Source organism: Mesorhizobium sp. 01N446 (assembly GCF_056399285.1).
In genome coordinates this window covers 115,837-132,529 of record NZ_JBFTRA010000005.1, presented here as the reverse complement: position 1 = coordinate 132,529, position 16,693 = coordinate 115,837, and the positions used below count along the sequence as shown (strand labels likewise).

The 16,693-nt window shown below is 63.8% G+C and carries 14 protein-coding genes; 2 read left to right on the top strand and 12 right to left on the bottom strand.

All coding sequences use genetic code 11. The features are described 5' to 3' along the window. Positions 1-21: 21 nt before the first annotated feature. On the bottom strand, positions 22-1,254 hold the full coding sequence (locus AC1DPX_RS19900) for an SGNH/GDSL hydrolase family protein (RefSeq protein WP_477239002.1): 1,233 nt from the start codon (positions 1,252-1,254) through the stop codon (positions 22-24). A 124-nt stretch (positions 1,255-1,378) separates the two neighbouring features. Next, a complete protein-coding gene (locus tag AC1DPX_RS19895) occupies positions 1,379-2,602 on the bottom strand; it encodes a lytic murein transglycosylase (protein ID WP_477239000.1) in 1,224 nt (407 codons plus the stop codon). A 213-nt stretch (positions 2,603-2,815) separates the two neighbouring features. Between AC1DPX_RS19895 and galU the strand changes: the two genes are divergently transcribed. Continuing rightward, positions 2,816-3,721, top strand: a complete 906-nt coding sequence (galU, locus tag AC1DPX_RS19890; protein ID WP_477238998.1) for a UTP--glucose-1-phosphate uridylyltransferase GalU — start codon at positions 2,816-2,818, stop codon at positions 3,719-3,721. Positions 3,722-3,776: 55 nt separating this feature from the next. Here galU and AC1DPX_RS19885 read toward each other — a convergent pair whose 3' ends face one another. Beyond that, complete coding sequence (locus tag AC1DPX_RS19885) at positions 3,777-5,576, bottom strand: outer membrane beta-barrel protein (RefSeq protein ID WP_477238996.1); 1,800 nt, start codon at positions 5,574-5,576, stop codon at positions 3,777-3,779. A gap of 208 nt (positions 5,577-5,784) precedes the next feature. On the opposite strand from AC1DPX_RS19885, the gene AC1DPX_RS19880 reads away from it, so the two are divergent. Continuing rightward, positions 5,785-6,786, top strand: a complete 1,002-nt coding sequence (locus tag AC1DPX_RS19880) for a KpsF/GutQ family sugar-phosphate isomerase (protein ID WP_202357999.1) — start codon at positions 5,785-5,787, stop codon at positions 6,784-6,786. Positions 6,787-6,976: 190 nt separating this feature from the next. On the opposite strand, the gene AC1DPX_RS19875 is transcribed toward AC1DPX_RS19880, so the two are convergent. From AC1DPX_RS19875 to AC1DPX_RS19835, 9 genes are all read right to left on the bottom strand, one after another. Next, the gene (locus AC1DPX_RS19875) at positions 6,977-7,441 is read right to left on the bottom strand and encodes an NfeD family protein (RefSeq protein WP_477238994.1); all 465 of its coding nucleotides are present in this window, start codon (positions 7,439-7,441) and stop codon (positions 6,977-6,979) included. 20 nt (positions 7,442-7,461) lie between these two features. Next, the gene (locus AC1DPX_RS19870; protein WP_202358001.1) at positions 7,462-8,412 is read right to left on the bottom strand and encodes an SPFH domain-containing protein; all 951 of its coding nucleotides are present in this window, start codon (positions 8,410-8,412) and stop codon (positions 7,462-7,464) included. A gap of 121 nt (positions 8,413-8,533) precedes the next feature. Next, positions 8,534-9,745 (bottom strand): NAD(P)/FAD-dependent oxidoreductase, encoded by a 1,212-nt coding sequence (locus tag AC1DPX_RS19865; protein ID WP_477238992.1) that lies wholly within the window; start codon positions 9,743-9,745, stop codon positions 8,534-8,536. A gap of 53 nt (positions 9,746-9,798) precedes the next feature. Then, entirely contained in the window at positions 9,799-10,863 is a 1,065-nt protein-coding gene (hemH, locus tag AC1DPX_RS19860) for a ferrochelatase (RefSeq protein WP_477238990.1), read from the bottom strand. A 145-nt stretch (positions 10,864-11,008) separates the two neighbouring features. After that, positions 11,009-13,138, bottom strand: coding sequence for a 5'-nucleotidase C-terminal domain-containing protein (locus tag AC1DPX_RS19855; protein WP_477238988.1), 2,130 nt, complete (start codon positions 13,136-13,138; stop codon positions 11,009-11,011). Positions 13,139-13,327: 189 nt separating this feature from the next. After that, positions 13,328-13,705, bottom strand: a complete 378-nt coding sequence (omp10, locus tag AC1DPX_RS19850; RefSeq protein ID WP_202358008.1) for an outer membrane lipoprotein Omp10 — start codon at positions 13,703-13,705, stop codon at positions 13,328-13,330. A gap of 182 nt (positions 13,706-13,887) precedes the next feature. Next, positions 13,888-15,333, bottom strand: a complete 1,446-nt coding sequence (locus AC1DPX_RS19845) for a homospermidine synthase (protein ID WP_477238986.1) — start codon at positions 15,331-15,333, stop codon at positions 13,888-13,890. Positions 15,334-15,463: 130 nt separating this feature from the next. Further along, positions 15,464-16,402, bottom strand: a complete 939-nt coding sequence (locus AC1DPX_RS19840) for a heme-dependent oxidative N-demethylase family protein (RefSeq protein WP_477238984.1) — start codon at positions 16,400-16,402, stop codon at positions 15,464-15,466. Further along, positions 16,399-16,686, bottom strand: coding sequence for a YciI family protein (locus tag AC1DPX_RS19835; RefSeq protein WP_477238982.1), 288 nt, complete (start codon positions 16,684-16,686; stop codon positions 16,399-16,401). Before AC1DPX_RS19835 ends, AC1DPX_RS19840 begins: the two co-directional genes overlap by 4 nt. Positions 16,687-16,693: the final 7 nt, after the last annotated feature.

The window sequence follows — 16,693 nt, the reverse complement described above, 5'->3', positions numbered from 1 at the left end:
GGTCTCGGAAGCTCCGCGCGATTAAGGGGTGATTGCCGTCGTCGTGTCGGTCGCGGCGGCCGTCGCCGGCGGCTCGGCCTTTGGCGGCCAGGAGAAATCGTCTGCGCGTCCGGGCGAAGCCTCCGGCGCCTTGCCTTCGATCACCAGTTTTTCACCGGGAAGAGCCGGATCGGCCTCTGCCGGCGGCGCGGCGCCGAGCAGTTCAGTGCCGCCGTCGAGTGCCGGATCGCTGAGCAGCATGGGTGCGGTGCGGTCGATGACGATGGGTGCCGCTGCCGGCGCCGGCGCCTCGACAGGCGCGCCCGCTGGTGCCGTCGCCGGGGCCACGCTGCCGGGCGCGGCCAGGCCCAGGATCTTGGCCAGCGGCTTTTCGGTGTAGAAGGCGAGCTTGCGCTTGCCGGCCTTGGAGACGTTGATGCCGTCATCGGCGCGCAGCCGCACCGGCTGGCCGTTCATGTCGGGGCCGGTGGTGACGAAGGCGCCGTTCTCATCGACGAAGCCGTCCCAGACGTCGACGAATTCGCCACCATGGTTTTCGGCGGCCTGATGGTAGATGTCGTTGAAGGCAAGCATGTCGGAGGTCATCTTCGGCACCCGGAAGGCCGGCATGCCGACCCACAGGAAAGGCACCTTTGCTGTGGCGATGGCCTTGCCGAGTTCGTCGGTGCGGCGCTCATATTCCTTGGTCCAGTTCTCGGACCGGGGTTGCTCGCGCACGTCGCCGACCTTCATCTGCTGGCGGTCGTTGGAACCCAGCATGACGACCACCGCTGCCGGTTTCTCGGTCTCGATCAGCGATTTGATCTGTTCGGGCCAGTTGTAGAAGTCATCGCGCACGAAGCCCGACGAGCCGTTGCTGCGCACGACGATCCTGACGCCGGGATTGTCGGCGAAGGCGGTGTCCAGGCCCTCGGCAAGGCCTGTGGCCATGAAGTCGCCGACCACCAGCACGGTGCGGGCGTCCGGCGTCTTTTCGACCACAGGGATTTCAGGCTGCTCCGGCGGACGCGGGGCGCGTTTTTTCGCCTTGGCCTTCGGTCTTGCCTTCTGGATGTCGAGCGGCGGTTCGACCCGCTCGCTGCGCCGTGGAAACAAGAGGTCGCGCAACGACCAGCCGCGATTTTGCTGCGGCTGCTCCTGCGCCATGGCCGGTGCATGGAAGGCATCGGCGGCGGCGATCGCCAGCAGGACGATCGCCAGAAAAAGGATCGGCGTGCGACGAACAAGGATCGCGATACGCGCGGCCGAAACCAATCACTCCTCCATCCCCTTGCGCCTGGTTCCGCAAACCGGAGCCGGTTTTGCGGCCGGGCGCAAGTTCAAAGTGCCAAGGCGCCGGATATGTGCGCCAAAAAAGCGCCCGGCGCCGTGGCCGGCGCTATTTCTGCCTGAGCCATTTGAGCACTTCCATGCTCGGGTAGCCGTCTTGGGTCAAGCCGACCTTCGCCTGATAGGCCATGATGGCGGTCTTGGAGCCGTCGCCGATCTTGCCGTCGAACTTGCCGTCGTAAAGCCCGTGCTGCGAAAGCCGCTTCTGCAGCTCCTGCCTTTCCTCGAAGGTGAGCTTGGTGAAGGGCCGCTTCCAGTCCTGGACCAGACCGTTGCCACCGGCGATCTCGTCGGCGAGGAGGCCAACCGCCAGGGCATATTTGTCGGCATTGTTGTAGGCCTTGATGACCGAGAAATTCCTGATCATCAGGAAGGCCGGCCCGCCACGGCCGTCCGGCACTTTCAGCGTCGCCTTGTCGGTGAGGTTCTTGAACGGCTTGCCGCTGGCCCTGACGACGCCAAGCGCCTGCCACTGCGCCAGTGTCTTCGATCCGCCCGGCAGCTTGCCAGCCGGTATCGCGACTTCGTAGCCCCAGGTCTTGCCGGCCTGCCAGCCATTCTTCTTCAGCAGATTGGCCGATGTGGCCAGCGCATCGGGGATGGAATTCCAGATGTCGCGCTTGCCGTTGCCGTCCATGTCGACGGCATAGTGCTGGTAACTGGTGGGGATGAACTGGGTCTGGCCCATGGCGCCGGCCCAGGAGCCCATCAGATGGCTTTCGTCGATGTCGCCGGTCTGCAGGATCTTCAGGGCCGCGACCAGCTGGGTGCGGGCATATTTCGACCGCTTCGGGTCGCCATAGCCCAAAGTCGCCAGCGACCGGATGACGTTGCGCATGATGTCGTCGCGCTTGAGGATCTCGCCATAGTTCGATTCCATCGACCAGATGGCCAGCAGAATGTAGCGGTCGACGCCGAACCTCGACTCGATCCTGTCCAGCCACGGCTTCCACTTCTTCGCCATCTGCTGCCCGACGGCGACCGACTGGTCATGCACGCGGTTGTCGAAATAATCCCAGGCGGGCGCGGTGAATTCGGGCTGGGTGCGCGCCTTTTCCAGCACCACCGGATCAGGCTCCTTGATATCCCTGAAAGCCTGGTCGTAGACAGCGCCGGAAACACCGCCGGCGACGGCGGTGGCGCGGAAGCTGGCGACCCATTGCCGGAAACCGGCGTCGGCGAAGGCGGGACCGGCAGGCATCAGCAGAGCGAGCGAGAGGCTGGCGGCCGTCATGACGCTGCTGAAACGTTTTGCGGCATTGCGAACGGACATGTTTTCCTCCTTCTCTGTCTCAGGAAAGACCATTCATCGCCGAACCGGGTTAGGAATTAGTTTACCATAGGCGTCGCCTGGAACGAAAAGACACCTCGATGCTTTAACCGGTGGAAGTTTCCCTCACCCGCCCCCCAGTAATCTTCAATTCCGGCGTGAAAATGTCGCCAGACGGGGATTGCGGAGCCGGGCAGCAAACGGATAATTGAAAGCATGAAGAGAGTTCGCAAGGCAGTTTTCCCGGTCGCCGGTCTCGGCACGCGGTTCCTCCCGGCCACCAAGGCTGTTCCCAAGGAGATGCTGACCGTCGTCGACCGGCCGGTCATCCAGTATGTGGTCGACGAGGCGCGCGAGGCGGGCATCGAGCATTTCATCTTCGTGACCGGCCGCAACAAGGCTGTCATCGAGGATCATTTCGATATCCAGTTCGAGCTCTATGACACGCTGGCCCAGCGCGGCAAGGACGAGCAGCTTGCTCGCCTGCAGCGGCTGCAGCCGGCGCCGGGGCAGACCAGCTTCACCCGCCAGCAGGTGCCGATGGGGCTCGGCCATGCCGTCTGGTGCGCGCGCGAGTTGGTCGGCGACGAGCCGTTCGCGCTGCTCTTGCCCGACATGATCATGCAGTCGGAAAAGAGCTGCATGAAGTCGATGGTCGAGCTCTACGAGGAAACCGGCAACAACATCATCGCCGTGCAGGAATGCGATCCGGCGGAGGCCCATAAATACGGCATCGTCGGCCGTGGCGAGGATACGCATCACGGCTTCCGCATCACCGAGATGGTGGAGAAGCCGAAGACCGGCACCGCACCCTCGAACCTCTACATCAACGGCCGCTACATCCTGCAGCCCGAGATTTTTAAGATCCTCGAAGACCAGGAAAAGGGCGCCGGCAACGAAATCCAGCTGACCGATGCGATGCTGAAGCTGGAAAAGCAGCAGGCCTTCTACGGCTACCACTATCAGGGCCGTACCTTCGATTGCGGTTCGCCGGAAGGTTTCGTCGAGGCCAATGTCGCCTTCGCGCTGTGGCGCAGCGACATGAAGGAGAACATGGCCGGCGTCATCCGCACGCTTCTCGACGAAATGACGCCGTCAGAGCGGCGAGTCGCGGCGTCTTAGCTGGATGGGGCATGCCAGCGCGAGCGGCTGACCACCCTTCCTGTGCAGACAAGTTTCAGCGCTGCACTTTCAGGCCGAGATAGATGCTGTTGGCGGTGTAGTCGCGGCCGGGCAGGTTGCTGGTCAGCTTTTCGGTTCTCACCCTTGTGGTGAGGCCAGCATAACGGTTCAGCCACCAGGTCAGCCCGGTCTCGGCGCTCAAGATCTGGTCATGGCCATCGATGCCGACATAGTCGCGCCAGTCGAGGCCGAGCGCCGCATTCGCGGTAAGGTTGGCGCGGATCTGCCGTTCACCGGTCAAGCGGCCGGAATAGAGGATGTCGCCGCTTTCACCCGCAGTGGTCGTGGTCTCGACGGTGGTCTTGCCAGTCAGGCCGATCGTGGTCCCGCGCTCCGGCGACCATTTGAGGTCGGCGTTGACGGTGGCGCCCGAAATCGCCCCCAGGCTCTTGTCGTCGATCGCTTCCCGCAGCCAGCCGGCCGAGAATTCGCCCGACAGCTTCTCGCCCATGTCGAGCTGCAGGCCGGCGCGAGCGCCGAGGCGCGTCGAGGAACGCTCGAAGCCCTCATTGTCGATGCGCTGATCATAGGCCCTGCGGCCGACCTCGATTTCGGTGAACGGGGTGAGGGCCGGGGAGATTTCGTAACCGGTGCGCAGGGTCGCCGTGTAGAGCGTGTTGTCCTGATCCTTCTGCGACAGCGTGGTGCCGTCCGAAAGCTCGGCGTCGCCATAGAAGTCGTGCGAGACCGCGCCGGTCAGCGTGTACTGCATCTTGCCGATGTGCTTTTCGATGCCGAGGCTGCCGTCGATCGTCTGCCGCAGCGGCTGGGTGCTGACGCCGGCAATGGCGTTGGGCGAGGACGCCGTTTCGGGCACGGCTTCATAGCCGAGCTTGGCGATGGCGCGCAGCTCATTGTCGAGGTCGACATTGAGCTGGCCTTCGATGCGGCCTTGCGCATTGTGAACCCGGTAGCCCGAAACGCTCTCGCGGAACAGGCCATAGCCGTCGATGGTGGCGGAGTTTTCGCGCCAGTCGGAAACCGCGGAAAAGCGCAATGCCGTCTCCGACAGCAGCGCTGATGTGCCGGCGCTGCTCGAATCGCCGTTCGTGGTGGCGGTCATGCCCTGTTCGATCGACGGGCGGATGACGAAGGACCCCCATTTGACGCCGGTGGGCGCAAACGGATCGTCCTCGGCCTTCTTGTTCTGGCCTTCGATGGCGGCGGTGCGCTCGGCGCCGGGGTCGAGCTTCTGCCTGTCGGCGCTGTCGACGGTGAGGGCGCGGCGGTTGGCCGTCTCCTCATCAGTGCCGGTCGTGCCGGCAGCGTCCGTCGTGGAGGCGGTCGTTGAAGCGGTGGTGTCAGCGGTTGCAGCCGTCGTCGTCTTCTTCTTTTTCGACTTGTCGGCCGTCTTGGTGCCCGCTTTGGTCCTGTCCTGATCAGTCGCTTTTTGCGCGGCCGTCGACGGATGGCGGCGCGGCTTGGGTGGCGTCGCATTGTCGGTGGACGTGTCGTCGGTCGCCTGCGGCGGATCGAAAATGCCGCCGGCGGCGGCATCCGTGCCGGTGTCGTCGGGGACGGCGCCGGCACTGGCTGGCAAATAGGTGCGCGGCGGCGTATCGTCCTGCGCGGTGTTGGCCGACTGTTGCTTGCCTTGGGTGGCAAGGGCGAGTTGCCTTGCCTTGCGCTGCTGGTCGGTCAGGATCGCCGATTCGGAAACCTCGCCGCGCAACTCCGTTTCCTGGGCATGGAGAGGTGCCGGGCGCAGCAAAGCGAACACACTGGTCGCCAGCAGCAGGGCGCACACCGCCTTGCCTCGTCGTCCTCTTGATTTTTCTGGCTGGGCCCCGGACATCGCCACCACTGCTTGCGCGGCGCTGTGCGCGCCATACTTACCGAACCGTAAATGGGGATGGTTAACGGAGGGTTGAGGTGGCGCTCATTCGCCCAGTCAAAGTGCCGCTGTTTGCAGGATCGCGTGGGCTGCCCGGGGCCTCCGCCATCCGGGCGCCAGCGCCATTTCTGTTGGACAGGCGGGCGGCAACGCGCTAATCGCATCATCCATGCATGCTAGATCCCTCGATAAGAAGCCCCTGGACAGGCAAGCGTCGATTGATTCGGCACTGAGAACGGTGACAACCGAACAGGCCGGGATCGCCGCCCTTGCCGAAGCGCTCGAGAACGGACTGGCCGCGCCTTTCGCGCAGGCCGTCGACATGATCTCGAAGATCGAAGGCCGGCTGATCGTCACCGGCGTCGGCAAAAGCGGCCATATCGGCTCGAAGATCGCAGCGACGCTGGCCTCCACAGGCACGCCGGCCTTCTTCGTCCATCCCGTCGAGGCCAACCATGGCGATCTCGGCATGATCGCCAAGGACGATGCCATCATCGCCATGTCGTGGTCGGGCGAAAGCCTCGAGCTCAAGGGCATCATTGCCTATTCCAGGCGCTTCTCCATTCCGCTTATCGCCATAACCGCCGGAGAGACATCGGCGCTGGCGCGTGCGGCCGACGTCGTGCTGCTTTTGCCGCGCACCCCGGAGGCCTGCCCGCACGGCCTGGCGCCGACGACATCGACATTGCTGCAACTGGTCATCGGCGATGCGCTGGCGATCGCGTTGCTCGAGGCGCGCGGCTTCACGCCGGACCATTTCCGCACTTTCCATCCCGGCGGCCAGCTTGGCGCCAACCTGACGCTGGTCTCCGAGATCATGCGGGTCGGCGACCAGATTCCGCTGGCGCTTCTCGGCACCAAGATGCCGGAAGCGGTGATGACGCTGTCGCAGAAGAAGGTCGGCTGCGTCCTCATCGTCGACACCAATGGCGAATTGGCCGGGATCATCACCGACGGCGATGTCGCGCGCAACCTGCACCGCCACCTGGCCGACGTCATCGTCGACGAGGTGATGACCCGTAAGCCCAAGACGGTCGATCCGCAGACGCTTGCCGGCACCGCGATCGCGCTGCTCAACGAGCACAATATCGGCGCGCTGGTGGTGACCAAGAACAACGTGCCGCTCGGCGTGGTGCACTTCCATGACCTGCTGCGCATCGGCGCTGCCTAGGTGTGCTGATATTCAGGTGAGGCCGGCCTGCAAATTGCTGATACCTGCGCCTCCCCGCTCTACTGCGACGCAGTAGAGCGGAGCTCACGTACGAAAAGTACGCTCCGCTCCAGTTCTCGTATCAGGCATTTTCGACTCGGCCTGACCTGAATCTCAACACACCTTGTGTGTCGGCGCCCAGGCTGAAAATTCAGACCCGTTCGACCGTCAGTTCCAGGTCGGTATCCGCGGCACTTGTCACCCGCACCTGCGTGCCGGCGGGCAGGTCCGGGCCGGAGACGCGCCATAGCGTATCGCCGAGCTTGATGCGGCCGCGGCCGTCCTTGATCGGCTCGGCAAGCGTCGCCATGCGGCCGACCATCTGAGCGCCGCGCCGGTTGAGCAGCGGCTGGTCGGTCGGCTGGTCGCGTCCGCCCATGAGTTTCTTGCCGACGAAGGCTGAAACCAGCGACAGCGCCAGGAAGGCGAGGACCTGAACCTGCCAGGTCCAGATCGCCGCATCCCAGATCAGCAGCGATACGGCGCCAATGATGAGCGCGGCGATGCCGATCCACAGCATGAAGAAGCCCGGCGCGATGACCTCCACGACCAGCAGCACGAAGCCCAGAACCATCCAGGTCCAAGGGCCGAGTTCGGAAATGATGCGATCGATCATAAGAGTGACCCCCTATGGACCTAGTTGTCGCTCGGCCGCACGACCGGTGGGCGGGCGGCCTGGCGCTGCGCACCGGCCGTGCCTTCGTTGCGGAAGACTTCCTTGGCAATTTCGCCGATGCCGCCGAGCGAGCCGATCAGCGACGACGCCTCGAAAGGCATCAGCACGATCTTGCTGTTGGTGGCCGTGCCGATCTTGCCCAACGCCTCGGTGTATTTCTGGGCGACGAAGTAGTTCAGCGCCTGCACGTCGCCCTTGGAAATCGCTTCCGACACCACCTGGGTCGCGCGGGCCTCGGCCTCGGCCGAACGCTCGCGCGCCTCGGCGTCGCGGAAGGCGGCTTCCTTGCGGCCCTCGGCTTCGAGAATCTGCGACTGCTTGAGGCCCTCGGCGGCCAGGATCTGCGCGCGCTTGTTACGTTCGGCGGTCATCTGGCGGCCCATCGATTCGATGAGGTTGGCCGGCGGATTGATGTCCTTGATCTCGACGCGGGTTATCTTGATGCCCCACGGATGCGCCGCCTCGTCGACGACGCGCAGCAGGCGCTCGTTGATGGCGTCGCGGTTGGACAGGAGCTCGTCGAGGTCCATTGAACCCATGACGGTACGGATGTTGGTCATCGTCAGGTTGAGGATGGCGTTCTGCAGGCCTGCAACCTGGTAGGCTGCCTGTGCCGCATTGAGGATCTGGTAGAAAGCGATGCCGTCGACGCCAACGATGGCGTTGTCGCGGGTGATGATCTCCTGGCTCGGAACGTCGAGCACCTGCTCCATCATGTTCATCTTTGCGCCGATGCGGTCGACGAAAGGCGTGATGATGTTGAGGCCGGGGCTCAGTGTCCTGGTGTAACGGCCAAAACGTTCGACGGTATAGTTGTAGCCTTGCGGAACTGTCTTGATGCCTTTGAACAGCACCAGCACGACAAGCGCGACAAGAACAATGACCGCAATATCGAAACCACTGAAATCCATTTGGCTCTCCCTCAGAAGCTGGCCCTGCGAGCCATTCCCGCGCAGCCGGCTTCACCAAAGACTTAAGTGTGTTTCAGGAGCGTTACAATCAGGTGATGAAGGATTGTTTGTGGGTTTGCACTCACCGGTTGAAGGCGAACAGCTCTGCATCCGTGTCGGCGAGCCCCTTGATCGAAGCCGAAATAATTTCGGAAGCGATGCGCGAGAAGGTGATGCCGTTGCCGCCRTAACCCATGACCGCATGGATCCGCGGGTGCCTGGGGATGGCGCCGATATAGGGCAGGCCGGTGCTGGTCGTGCCGAAGGAACCGGTCCAGGCGAATTCAGGCCTGACGTCGAGTTGCGGAAATATCAGGCCGAGTTTTTCAGCGATGCGCGCAGCCTTGTCGGGGATCAATTCATCGCGCCGCGTCTCGTCGGCAAAATCCTCGTCCTCGCCGCCGCAGATGACCCTGCCGTCGGCCGTCGCCCTGAGGTAGAGATACGGGTCCGACGCTTCCCAGATGAACGCTGGACCCGGCCAGAGCTTTCGCGGCTGCGGGCGCGTCGCGATCGCCCAGGTCGAGATGATCCGGTGGGCGGCGGCCGGCACGATGTCGACCAGTTCATAGCCGGTGGCCAGCACCACATGCCGAGCCGTGATGGTCGGGCCGTCCTTTGTGGCCACGACCACTTCGTCGGCGCTGTCCTCGATCGCCGTCGCTTCGACGGGCGCGTAAAGACGTGCCTTGCGTTCCAGCGCCTTGAGCAGCAGCCCGGCCGTCAGCTTGCGCGGGTCGAGCGCGATGTTGCCATGGCTGAGGATGGCGCCGCCGCGGTCGATACCGAATGTCACCGCCAGCGGCTGCGGCGTCAGATAGGTCGCGGCAATCCCCGCTTGCCGGCGCGCTTCGGCTTCCTCACGCAGTGCCGACGGGCCGAGCAGTGTGCCGGCCAGATAGAGCGACTGGGTGCGGCGCAGGCGGCAGTCGATCGCGAGATCCTCGATGCGGCCGGCGAGATTGGAAACGGCGAGCCGCGAGCGGCGCCAGGCCTGCTGCGCCTTCGTCTTGCCGATCATCTTCGAGAGCGTTGAAAGCGGCTGGTCGATTTCGAACTGGACCAGCGCCGTGGTTGCGGCGGTCGAGCCCTTCAGCGGGCCACGCCGGTCGATGCAGATCACTTCATGGCCGTCCGCCGTCAACGCCTCGGCCATCATCGCGCCGCTGATGCCCATGCCGACGATCAGCACATCGGTCTTGACGTCGCGGGTCAGCGCCGAAGTCGGCACGGCAGGCGCGCGGTAGGCGGACCAGACGGGCCGGCCGGTTCTGAGGTCCAGTTTGCGGGGCATCGAATTCTCCGGAGGTGCGCCTCAACGCCCCGGAGTGATCGTTGTTCCTGATATCAGACCCAACCGGACAGTTCGCGCCGCACCATTGCCTCGATCACCGCCATCCCCTCGGCGCTGTCGTTGAGGCAAGGGATGTGCGCAAAGTTCTTGCCGCCGGCGTGATGGAAAGTCTCGGCCGCTTCCCGGCCGATCTCGTCCAGCGTCTCGATGCAGTCGACGGAAAAGCCGGGATTGACGATGGCGATGGATTTGACGCCGTCCTTGCCCAGTTTCTCCACCGTCTTGTCCGTGTAGGGCTGCAGCCATTCCTGCGCGCCGAAGCGGGACTGGAAGGTGGTTATCAGCCTCTTCTCGTCCCAGCCGAGCCTGTCGCGCAGCAGCCGCGTCGTCTTGAGGCAGTGGCAATGGTAGGGATCACCCTTTTCGAAGTAGGGTCTTGGGATACCGTGGTAGGAGGCGATGACCACTTCCGGCTCGAAATCCAGCGTGGCGAGATTCTGTTCGATCGAACGCGCCAGCGCCTCGATATAGACGGGCTCGTCATAGTAAGGCGGCACACTGCGGATGGCGGGGGCCGCGCGCATTTTCATCAAGGCGCGAAACAGCTGGTCATTGGCGGTTGCCGTCGTCGTCGCGGAGTATTGTGGGTAGAGCGGGAACGAAAGAATGCGGTCGCAGCCCTGCGCGACCAGCCTTTCGGCGACACTCGCGGTCGAAGGATTGCCGTAGCGCATCGCCCAATCGACGACGACATCGGGCAGGTCGCGCAACGCCTCGGCCAGCTTTTCGCCCTGGGCGCGGGTGTAGGTGCGCAGCGGCGACTCGTTCCTTTCCTTGTTCCATATCCGGGCGTAATTGGCGCCGGACTTCTTCGGGCGGGTGGTGAGCACCAGGCCATAGAGGATCGGATACCAGATCGCCCTGTTCAGCTCGATGACGCGCGGATCGGACAGGAATTCCCTGAGATACCGCCACATCGGCTTGAAGTCGGTGCCGTCAGGCGTGCCGAGATTGATCAGCATGACACCAACCTTGCCGGTCTTGACCGGCGGATGCCCGGCCGGCCGGGGGCCGAGGGCCTTCGCGGCTTTGGGATCGACAGCGGTTGTAAGCGTCATAGGGGTTCTCCAGGAGACGCGAACCTAATCATCCTGCCCGGGGTTTCAATGCCGCGTCTGGCCGCACCTTAACGCGTGTTCGGCCGAAAACAGAACACCCGCCCGGTTTCCCTGGCGGGTGTTGGATGGAAGAGGCGAAAGCGCGTTACTTCGGCGGGATGGTCAGCGTTGCGCCCGGCATAAGCCGATGCGGCCTTTGACCCTTGTTGGCCTCATAGATGAGCCTCCATTTGGTCGCGTCGCCATAGGCCTTCTTGGCCAGGTCCCAGTAGGTATCGCCGGTGACGATGACATGGTTGCCCGTCGCCGGTGCTTCGGCCGGCTTTGCCGGTTCCGCGGGCTTGGCGGGTTCCGCCGGCGCCGGTGCGGGAGCAGCCTCGGCCGGTTTTGCCGGAGCAGCGGGAGCAGGCGCCGGGGCAGCGGGTGCCGGCGGCGGAGGTGCCGCCTCCGTCGATATGGCCGGTGGCGTGTTGGCGATATCGCCTGAATTGGCCGGCAATGCGGGCATTGCCGGTGCCGCTTCCGCAGGCTTTGCCGGTTCGGCAGGTTTCGCGGCCTCGGCTGGTTTGGCAGGTTCCGCCGGCGCGGGGGCCGGGGTTGCCTCGGCTGGCTTTGCCGGCTCTGCAGGCTTGGCAGGCTCGGCTGCCGGGGCCGCCGCGACAGTCGCGGCGATCTCGGTGATGCGGCCGTCGAGCTTGGGCGTGTAGGGCCGGTGGGCGCCGAGATAGTCGGCCACGACCTGTTCCAGACCGGGACCGTAGTCGTAGGGGTTCTTGGCCTTTTCGGCGAAGACCTTGTAGCCGTCGCCGCCCTGGCGCACGTAATTGTTGGTGGCGACCAGATAGTCCTTGTCGGGCTTGATCGGCGTCCAGGCGCCGTTCTCCATCACCTCGACGGATTTGACGCGGCCGGCATTGGGTGCGACCGACTTGTCGAAGGCGTATTTGAGGCCAGCAACCTGCGGGAAGCGGCCGGCGCCGTCCTCGATCTGGCTGACGCCGCCTTCCAGACCGGCGACCAGGTCCTTGCCGGAAATCTGGAAGGTCGCCAACGTGTTCTGGAACGGCAGCACGGTCAGCACCTCGCCCATTGTGACGGTGCCCTTGTCGATCGAGGCGCGCAGGCCGCCGCCATTGGAGATGACGATCTCGACGCCCTGTCCCTTGACGCGGTCGAGGATGGCGTCGGAGACGAGGTTGCCCATCGCGCATTCCTTGGTGCGGCAATTCTCGCGGCTGCCGTCGACAACGTCGGTGGTCTCGGCCACTTCCTTGTTCTTCAAAGCCTCGATCGGCGCACCGAGCTCCTTGATGCGGGCCAGCACGGCGGGATCGGGCGTAATCGACTTGTCGAGAAAGATCGGGTCGCCGCTGGCCGACTTGACGACGCCATTGTCGTCGAACACCACCTTGAACTCGCCGAGATATTTCGAATAGGAGGCCGCCTGCACCACCGGCACCTTGTAGCCGTCCGGGTTGTCGACCATCGTCGGGTAGGGGCCTGCCGCCTTCGGATCGGTGTTGGACAACAGCGTATGGCTGTGGCCGCCGACGACCACGTCGATGCCCGGGATCTTGGCGATGATGTCGCGCTCCCTGTTGTAGCCGATATGGGTCACCGCGATGATCTTGTTGACGCCCTGCGCCTTCAGCTTCTCGACTTCCGCGGTGATCGACTTGACGTCGTCGGCGATGGCGATGTTGGGGCCGGGGGAGGCGAGTTCGGGCGTATCGTTGGTGACGGCGCCGACAATGCCGATCTTCTGTCCGCCGACCTCGACGACGATCGACTGCTTGATCTTGCCGGCCGCGCCGGACTTGTCGTTGGGCAGGACATTGGCACTGACGATCGGGAACTTCGCCTTGTCGAGGTAAGGCACCAGCGCGCTCTCGCCGTCGTCGAATTCATGATTGCCGAGCGTCACCGCGTCGGGTTTCATCTGGTTGAGGAATTCCTCCTCCACGGTGCCCTTGTAGGTGGTGTAGAACAGCGATCCCTGGAAGCTGTCGCCCGCATTGAGCAGCAGCACGTTCTGGCCTTCGAGCTTCTTGCGTTCCTGGCCGATCGCCGTGATCAACCGGCCGGCGCCGCCGATGCATTCGCCCTTGGTCTCCTCGTCGGCCGAACAGGTCGATTCGTATTTGTTGTTGCCTTCGATGCGGCTGTGCCAGTCATTGAAATGCAGAATGTTCAATGTGTAGTCGGCAAAGGATGCGCCGGCCGACAGGCCAAGCGTCGATGCTGACAGGGCGGCAATGGCGGCAAGCTTCTTCATCTTCGTCTCCCGGTAGGCTGATCGGAGGCGTTTAACGCCCTTGCTTGACTGGGGTATAACAGCCAGCGTTTCGACCATGTTCCCATCGCGTTCCGGCTGACGCAAGCGGAAATGCCGCCAAGAGTTGCAAGCACAAAAAAGGACGGCGGCCAATCGGCCGCCGTCCTCGATGAGTCCGATGTCGCCGGTTCAGACGCGTCGCGTCAGCACGAAATTCTGGCCGGACGAGCTGGTGCAGTTCAGCTGGCTGGTGGAGATCAGCAGGCAGTTGAAGCTGACCGGCGTCTGGCGGATCAGCGACGTGCCGTTGATCTCGACCGACGTGGCGCCGGTCATGGTATAGCTGCCATCGGCGAGCTTCTGGCCGGTGTCGGTGGCGACGGTCGTGAACTTGCCGCCGGTGAAGGTCGACAGGCCGGTGCCCTTGGCATCGATCCACGAGCCCTCGACGCCTTTCGGCGCGGCCGCCATCGGCGGTGCGTCGGGACCGCTTGTGGTGCAGGCAGCAAGCATCATGGCAAAGGAACCCGCCACGCCCATCGAAAGAACTTTGCGCGCAATAGTCATCTGAAATCCTCTCCAAACGCATCGGCCCAAAAATCGGTTTCGATTTTGGCAGGCACGAGGCGAACGTCCAAAGTGCTGGAACGGGCGGGCGTCCCGCAAGACGCACGCTGCCCCAGGCCGCATCTCTTCAATCGCCCGATTTCCGGGCGATTGCAAGGCAATGGCGCATGGTGCGTAACGTGCTATCGGACGAGGATGTTGCGGAATTGCCACGGATCGCTGCGGTCGAGGTCTTCCGGGAACAGGCCCGGGCGTCTGTCGAGCGGCGTCCAGTCGGTGTAATAGCCTTTGACCGGTCCGAGATAGGGCGATTGCACCTCGAGGCAGCGCTTGTAGTCCATCTCGTCGGCCTCGACGATGCCGGCATCCGGATTTTCGAGCGCCCAGACCATGCCGGCCAGAACCGCAGAGGTAACCTGCATGCCGGTGGCGTTCTGATAGGGCGCCAGCTTGCGCGCCTCGGCGAGCGACAACTGCGAGCCATACCAGTAGGCATTCTTGTCGTGGCCGTAGAGCAGGACGCCGAGCTCGTCGACACCGTCGACCAGTTCGTTCTCGTCGAGCACGTGGTGCACCGGCTGAGGCTTGCCGGCGGCGCCGAACATCTCGTCCAGCGACAGTATCGCGTCGTTTGAGGGATGGTAGGCATAGTGGCAGGTCGGCCGGTACTGGACCTTGCCCTTCTTGGAGCGAACGGTGAAGAAATCGGCGATCGAGATCGCCTCGTTGTGCGTCACGAGCAGGCCGTATTGCGCGCCCGGCGTCGGGCACCAAGAGCGCACGCGCGTGTTGGCGCCGGGCTGCTCCAGATAGATCGCGGCCTTGGAGCCGTGCTTGTGCTTCTTGCCGTTCTTCGGCATCCACTTTTCATGCGTGCCCCAGCCGAGCTCGGCCGGCTGCAAGCCCTCGGAAATGAAGCCCTCGACCGACCAGGTGTTCCAGAACACCTCCATCGGCTTCGGCTTCTTGCTGCGCTGGGTGTCGCGCTCGGCGATGTGGATACCCTTGACGCCAGCCTTCTTCATCAGCTTGGCCCAGCCCTCGCGGTCTTCCTGCGCCGGCTCCGAGAACTCGAGGCCAAGATCAGTGGCGAGGTTGACCAGCGCCTGCTTGAYGAACCACGAGACCATGCCGGGATTGGCGCCGCAGGTGGAGACGGCGGTGGCGCCGCCGGGCTTGTCCTGCTTTTCCTGGATCATCGCCTCGCGCAGCGCATAGTTGGTGCGGCTGGCGTTGTCGGCCTTGGCGTCGAAATAGAAGCCGAGCCACGGCTCGACGACGGTGTCGATGTAGAGCACGCCGAGCTTGCGGCAGAGCCGCATCAGGTCGACCGAGCCGGTATCGACCGACAGGTTGACGCAAAAGCCCTGGCCGCCGCCATTGGTCAAAAGCGGCGTCAGAAGCTTCTTGTAGTTCTTCTCGGTCACCGCTTCCTGGACGAAGGCGATGCCGCGCTCGTCGAGCAGCTTGCGGTCGGTATCGCGTGGGTCGAGGACCGTCATGCGCGACTTGTCGAACTTGAAATGGCGTTCGATGAGCGGCAGCGTTCCCCGTCCGATCGAGCCGAAGCCGATCATCACCACAGGGCCGGTGATCTCACCGTAAACGGGCCAGTTTTCATTCGCCATTTTATCGAGCACTCCTTCAGACATATGCAAAGCCGGGCAAATACCCGCAAAACCCGGGGATTTTCGCCCAGCGGTCATGCGCTACATCACAGATCATTGTCATAAACCAGCGAAAAGCGCCAACCTGTGGCTAGCCGTCGCTCGCCATGTGGTTAAGGACGGCAATCAGCCGATCGCGGTCCGATGTCAGGCCCTTGTAGTCGAGCTGATCGAGATCGAGCGCTTCGAGCTGGGCGGCAAAGGACAATGCGAGCGTCGCCCGATCCGGATGCCGTGCCAGCACGGCGAGGGGATCGAGGTGGATGCGGATGGTGAACAGGATGTCGCGTGAGGACGGCAGCTTGCGCAGCGTCTGACGCTCGACGCGGATGAAGGCGTGCGCCTTGACGTCGCCATCGGGGAAGCGTGTCGGCCGGTTGGTGGCACGGTCGATGCGCTCGACATTGGACAGCGGATGGTAGAGCGCATTGTCGGCCTGGATCGACCAGTTGAAGCGTTCGACCGCTTGGCCCTGCAGGCCGTCGAACATGCGGTTGATCAATGCGGCCGGCCGCGTGCCCGGACCGAAGCCCGGCACGGGCTCATGGATCTGCTGCAGCGGCTTGCCGAATTTTTCGGTGAGCGACCAGGACGAGGGAAAGCACAGCGAGCCGGCGGCGAGCCGCCAGCCGCTGTCGTCGCGGCGCATCAGGATCAGGTCTTCCTGGACCAGCAGCGAGGCCGCGACCAGCGGCGCGTCGGCGAGACCGGAAGGCAAAGCGGGGTGGTTCGTAGCGCCCACCACCTCGATGCCCGCATCGGTGCGGCGGTGTGTGTGCGGAAATCGCTCCGGCAGATGCGCGCCGAGCAAGTCGAGCACTTCCCGCTGGGCGTCCCGCGTGCCGTCCTCCTCGACGAAAACCCGTTCAGGGATTTCGGCATAGAGCCTGCGCTTCTCGGCGAGGTAGGGCAGGAGATGGCCGTCGACCTCGATCCAGTTTGCCGGGTCTAGCGGCTTCAGCCCGATGTTGAACAGCTTCGATGAGCCGTCATAAGGGGTGTGGGTGGGCAGGGCTTCGACCAAGCTCATGCTTCCTTGAAAGCGTCGAAACCGGCGGCGGCCATCCTGGCCACGAATTCGGTGACTTCATAGTCCGCGGCGCCTGCCTTGGCGAAGGGGTCGGCAGCCAGCCTGGCGTCGAGGATCTCACGGGGGCATTGCGCGATGATGATGCCGCCGGTTCGCGGTTTCTTCGGCCCGGAAGCAACGAAAATACCCTCCGCATAGCAGGCCTTCAGCCACTCGATGTGCGCCGCCTGCAATTGATCGATCTCCGTCAGCGGCACTTTGTAATTCAGCGAAACGACGAACATGGCGTTC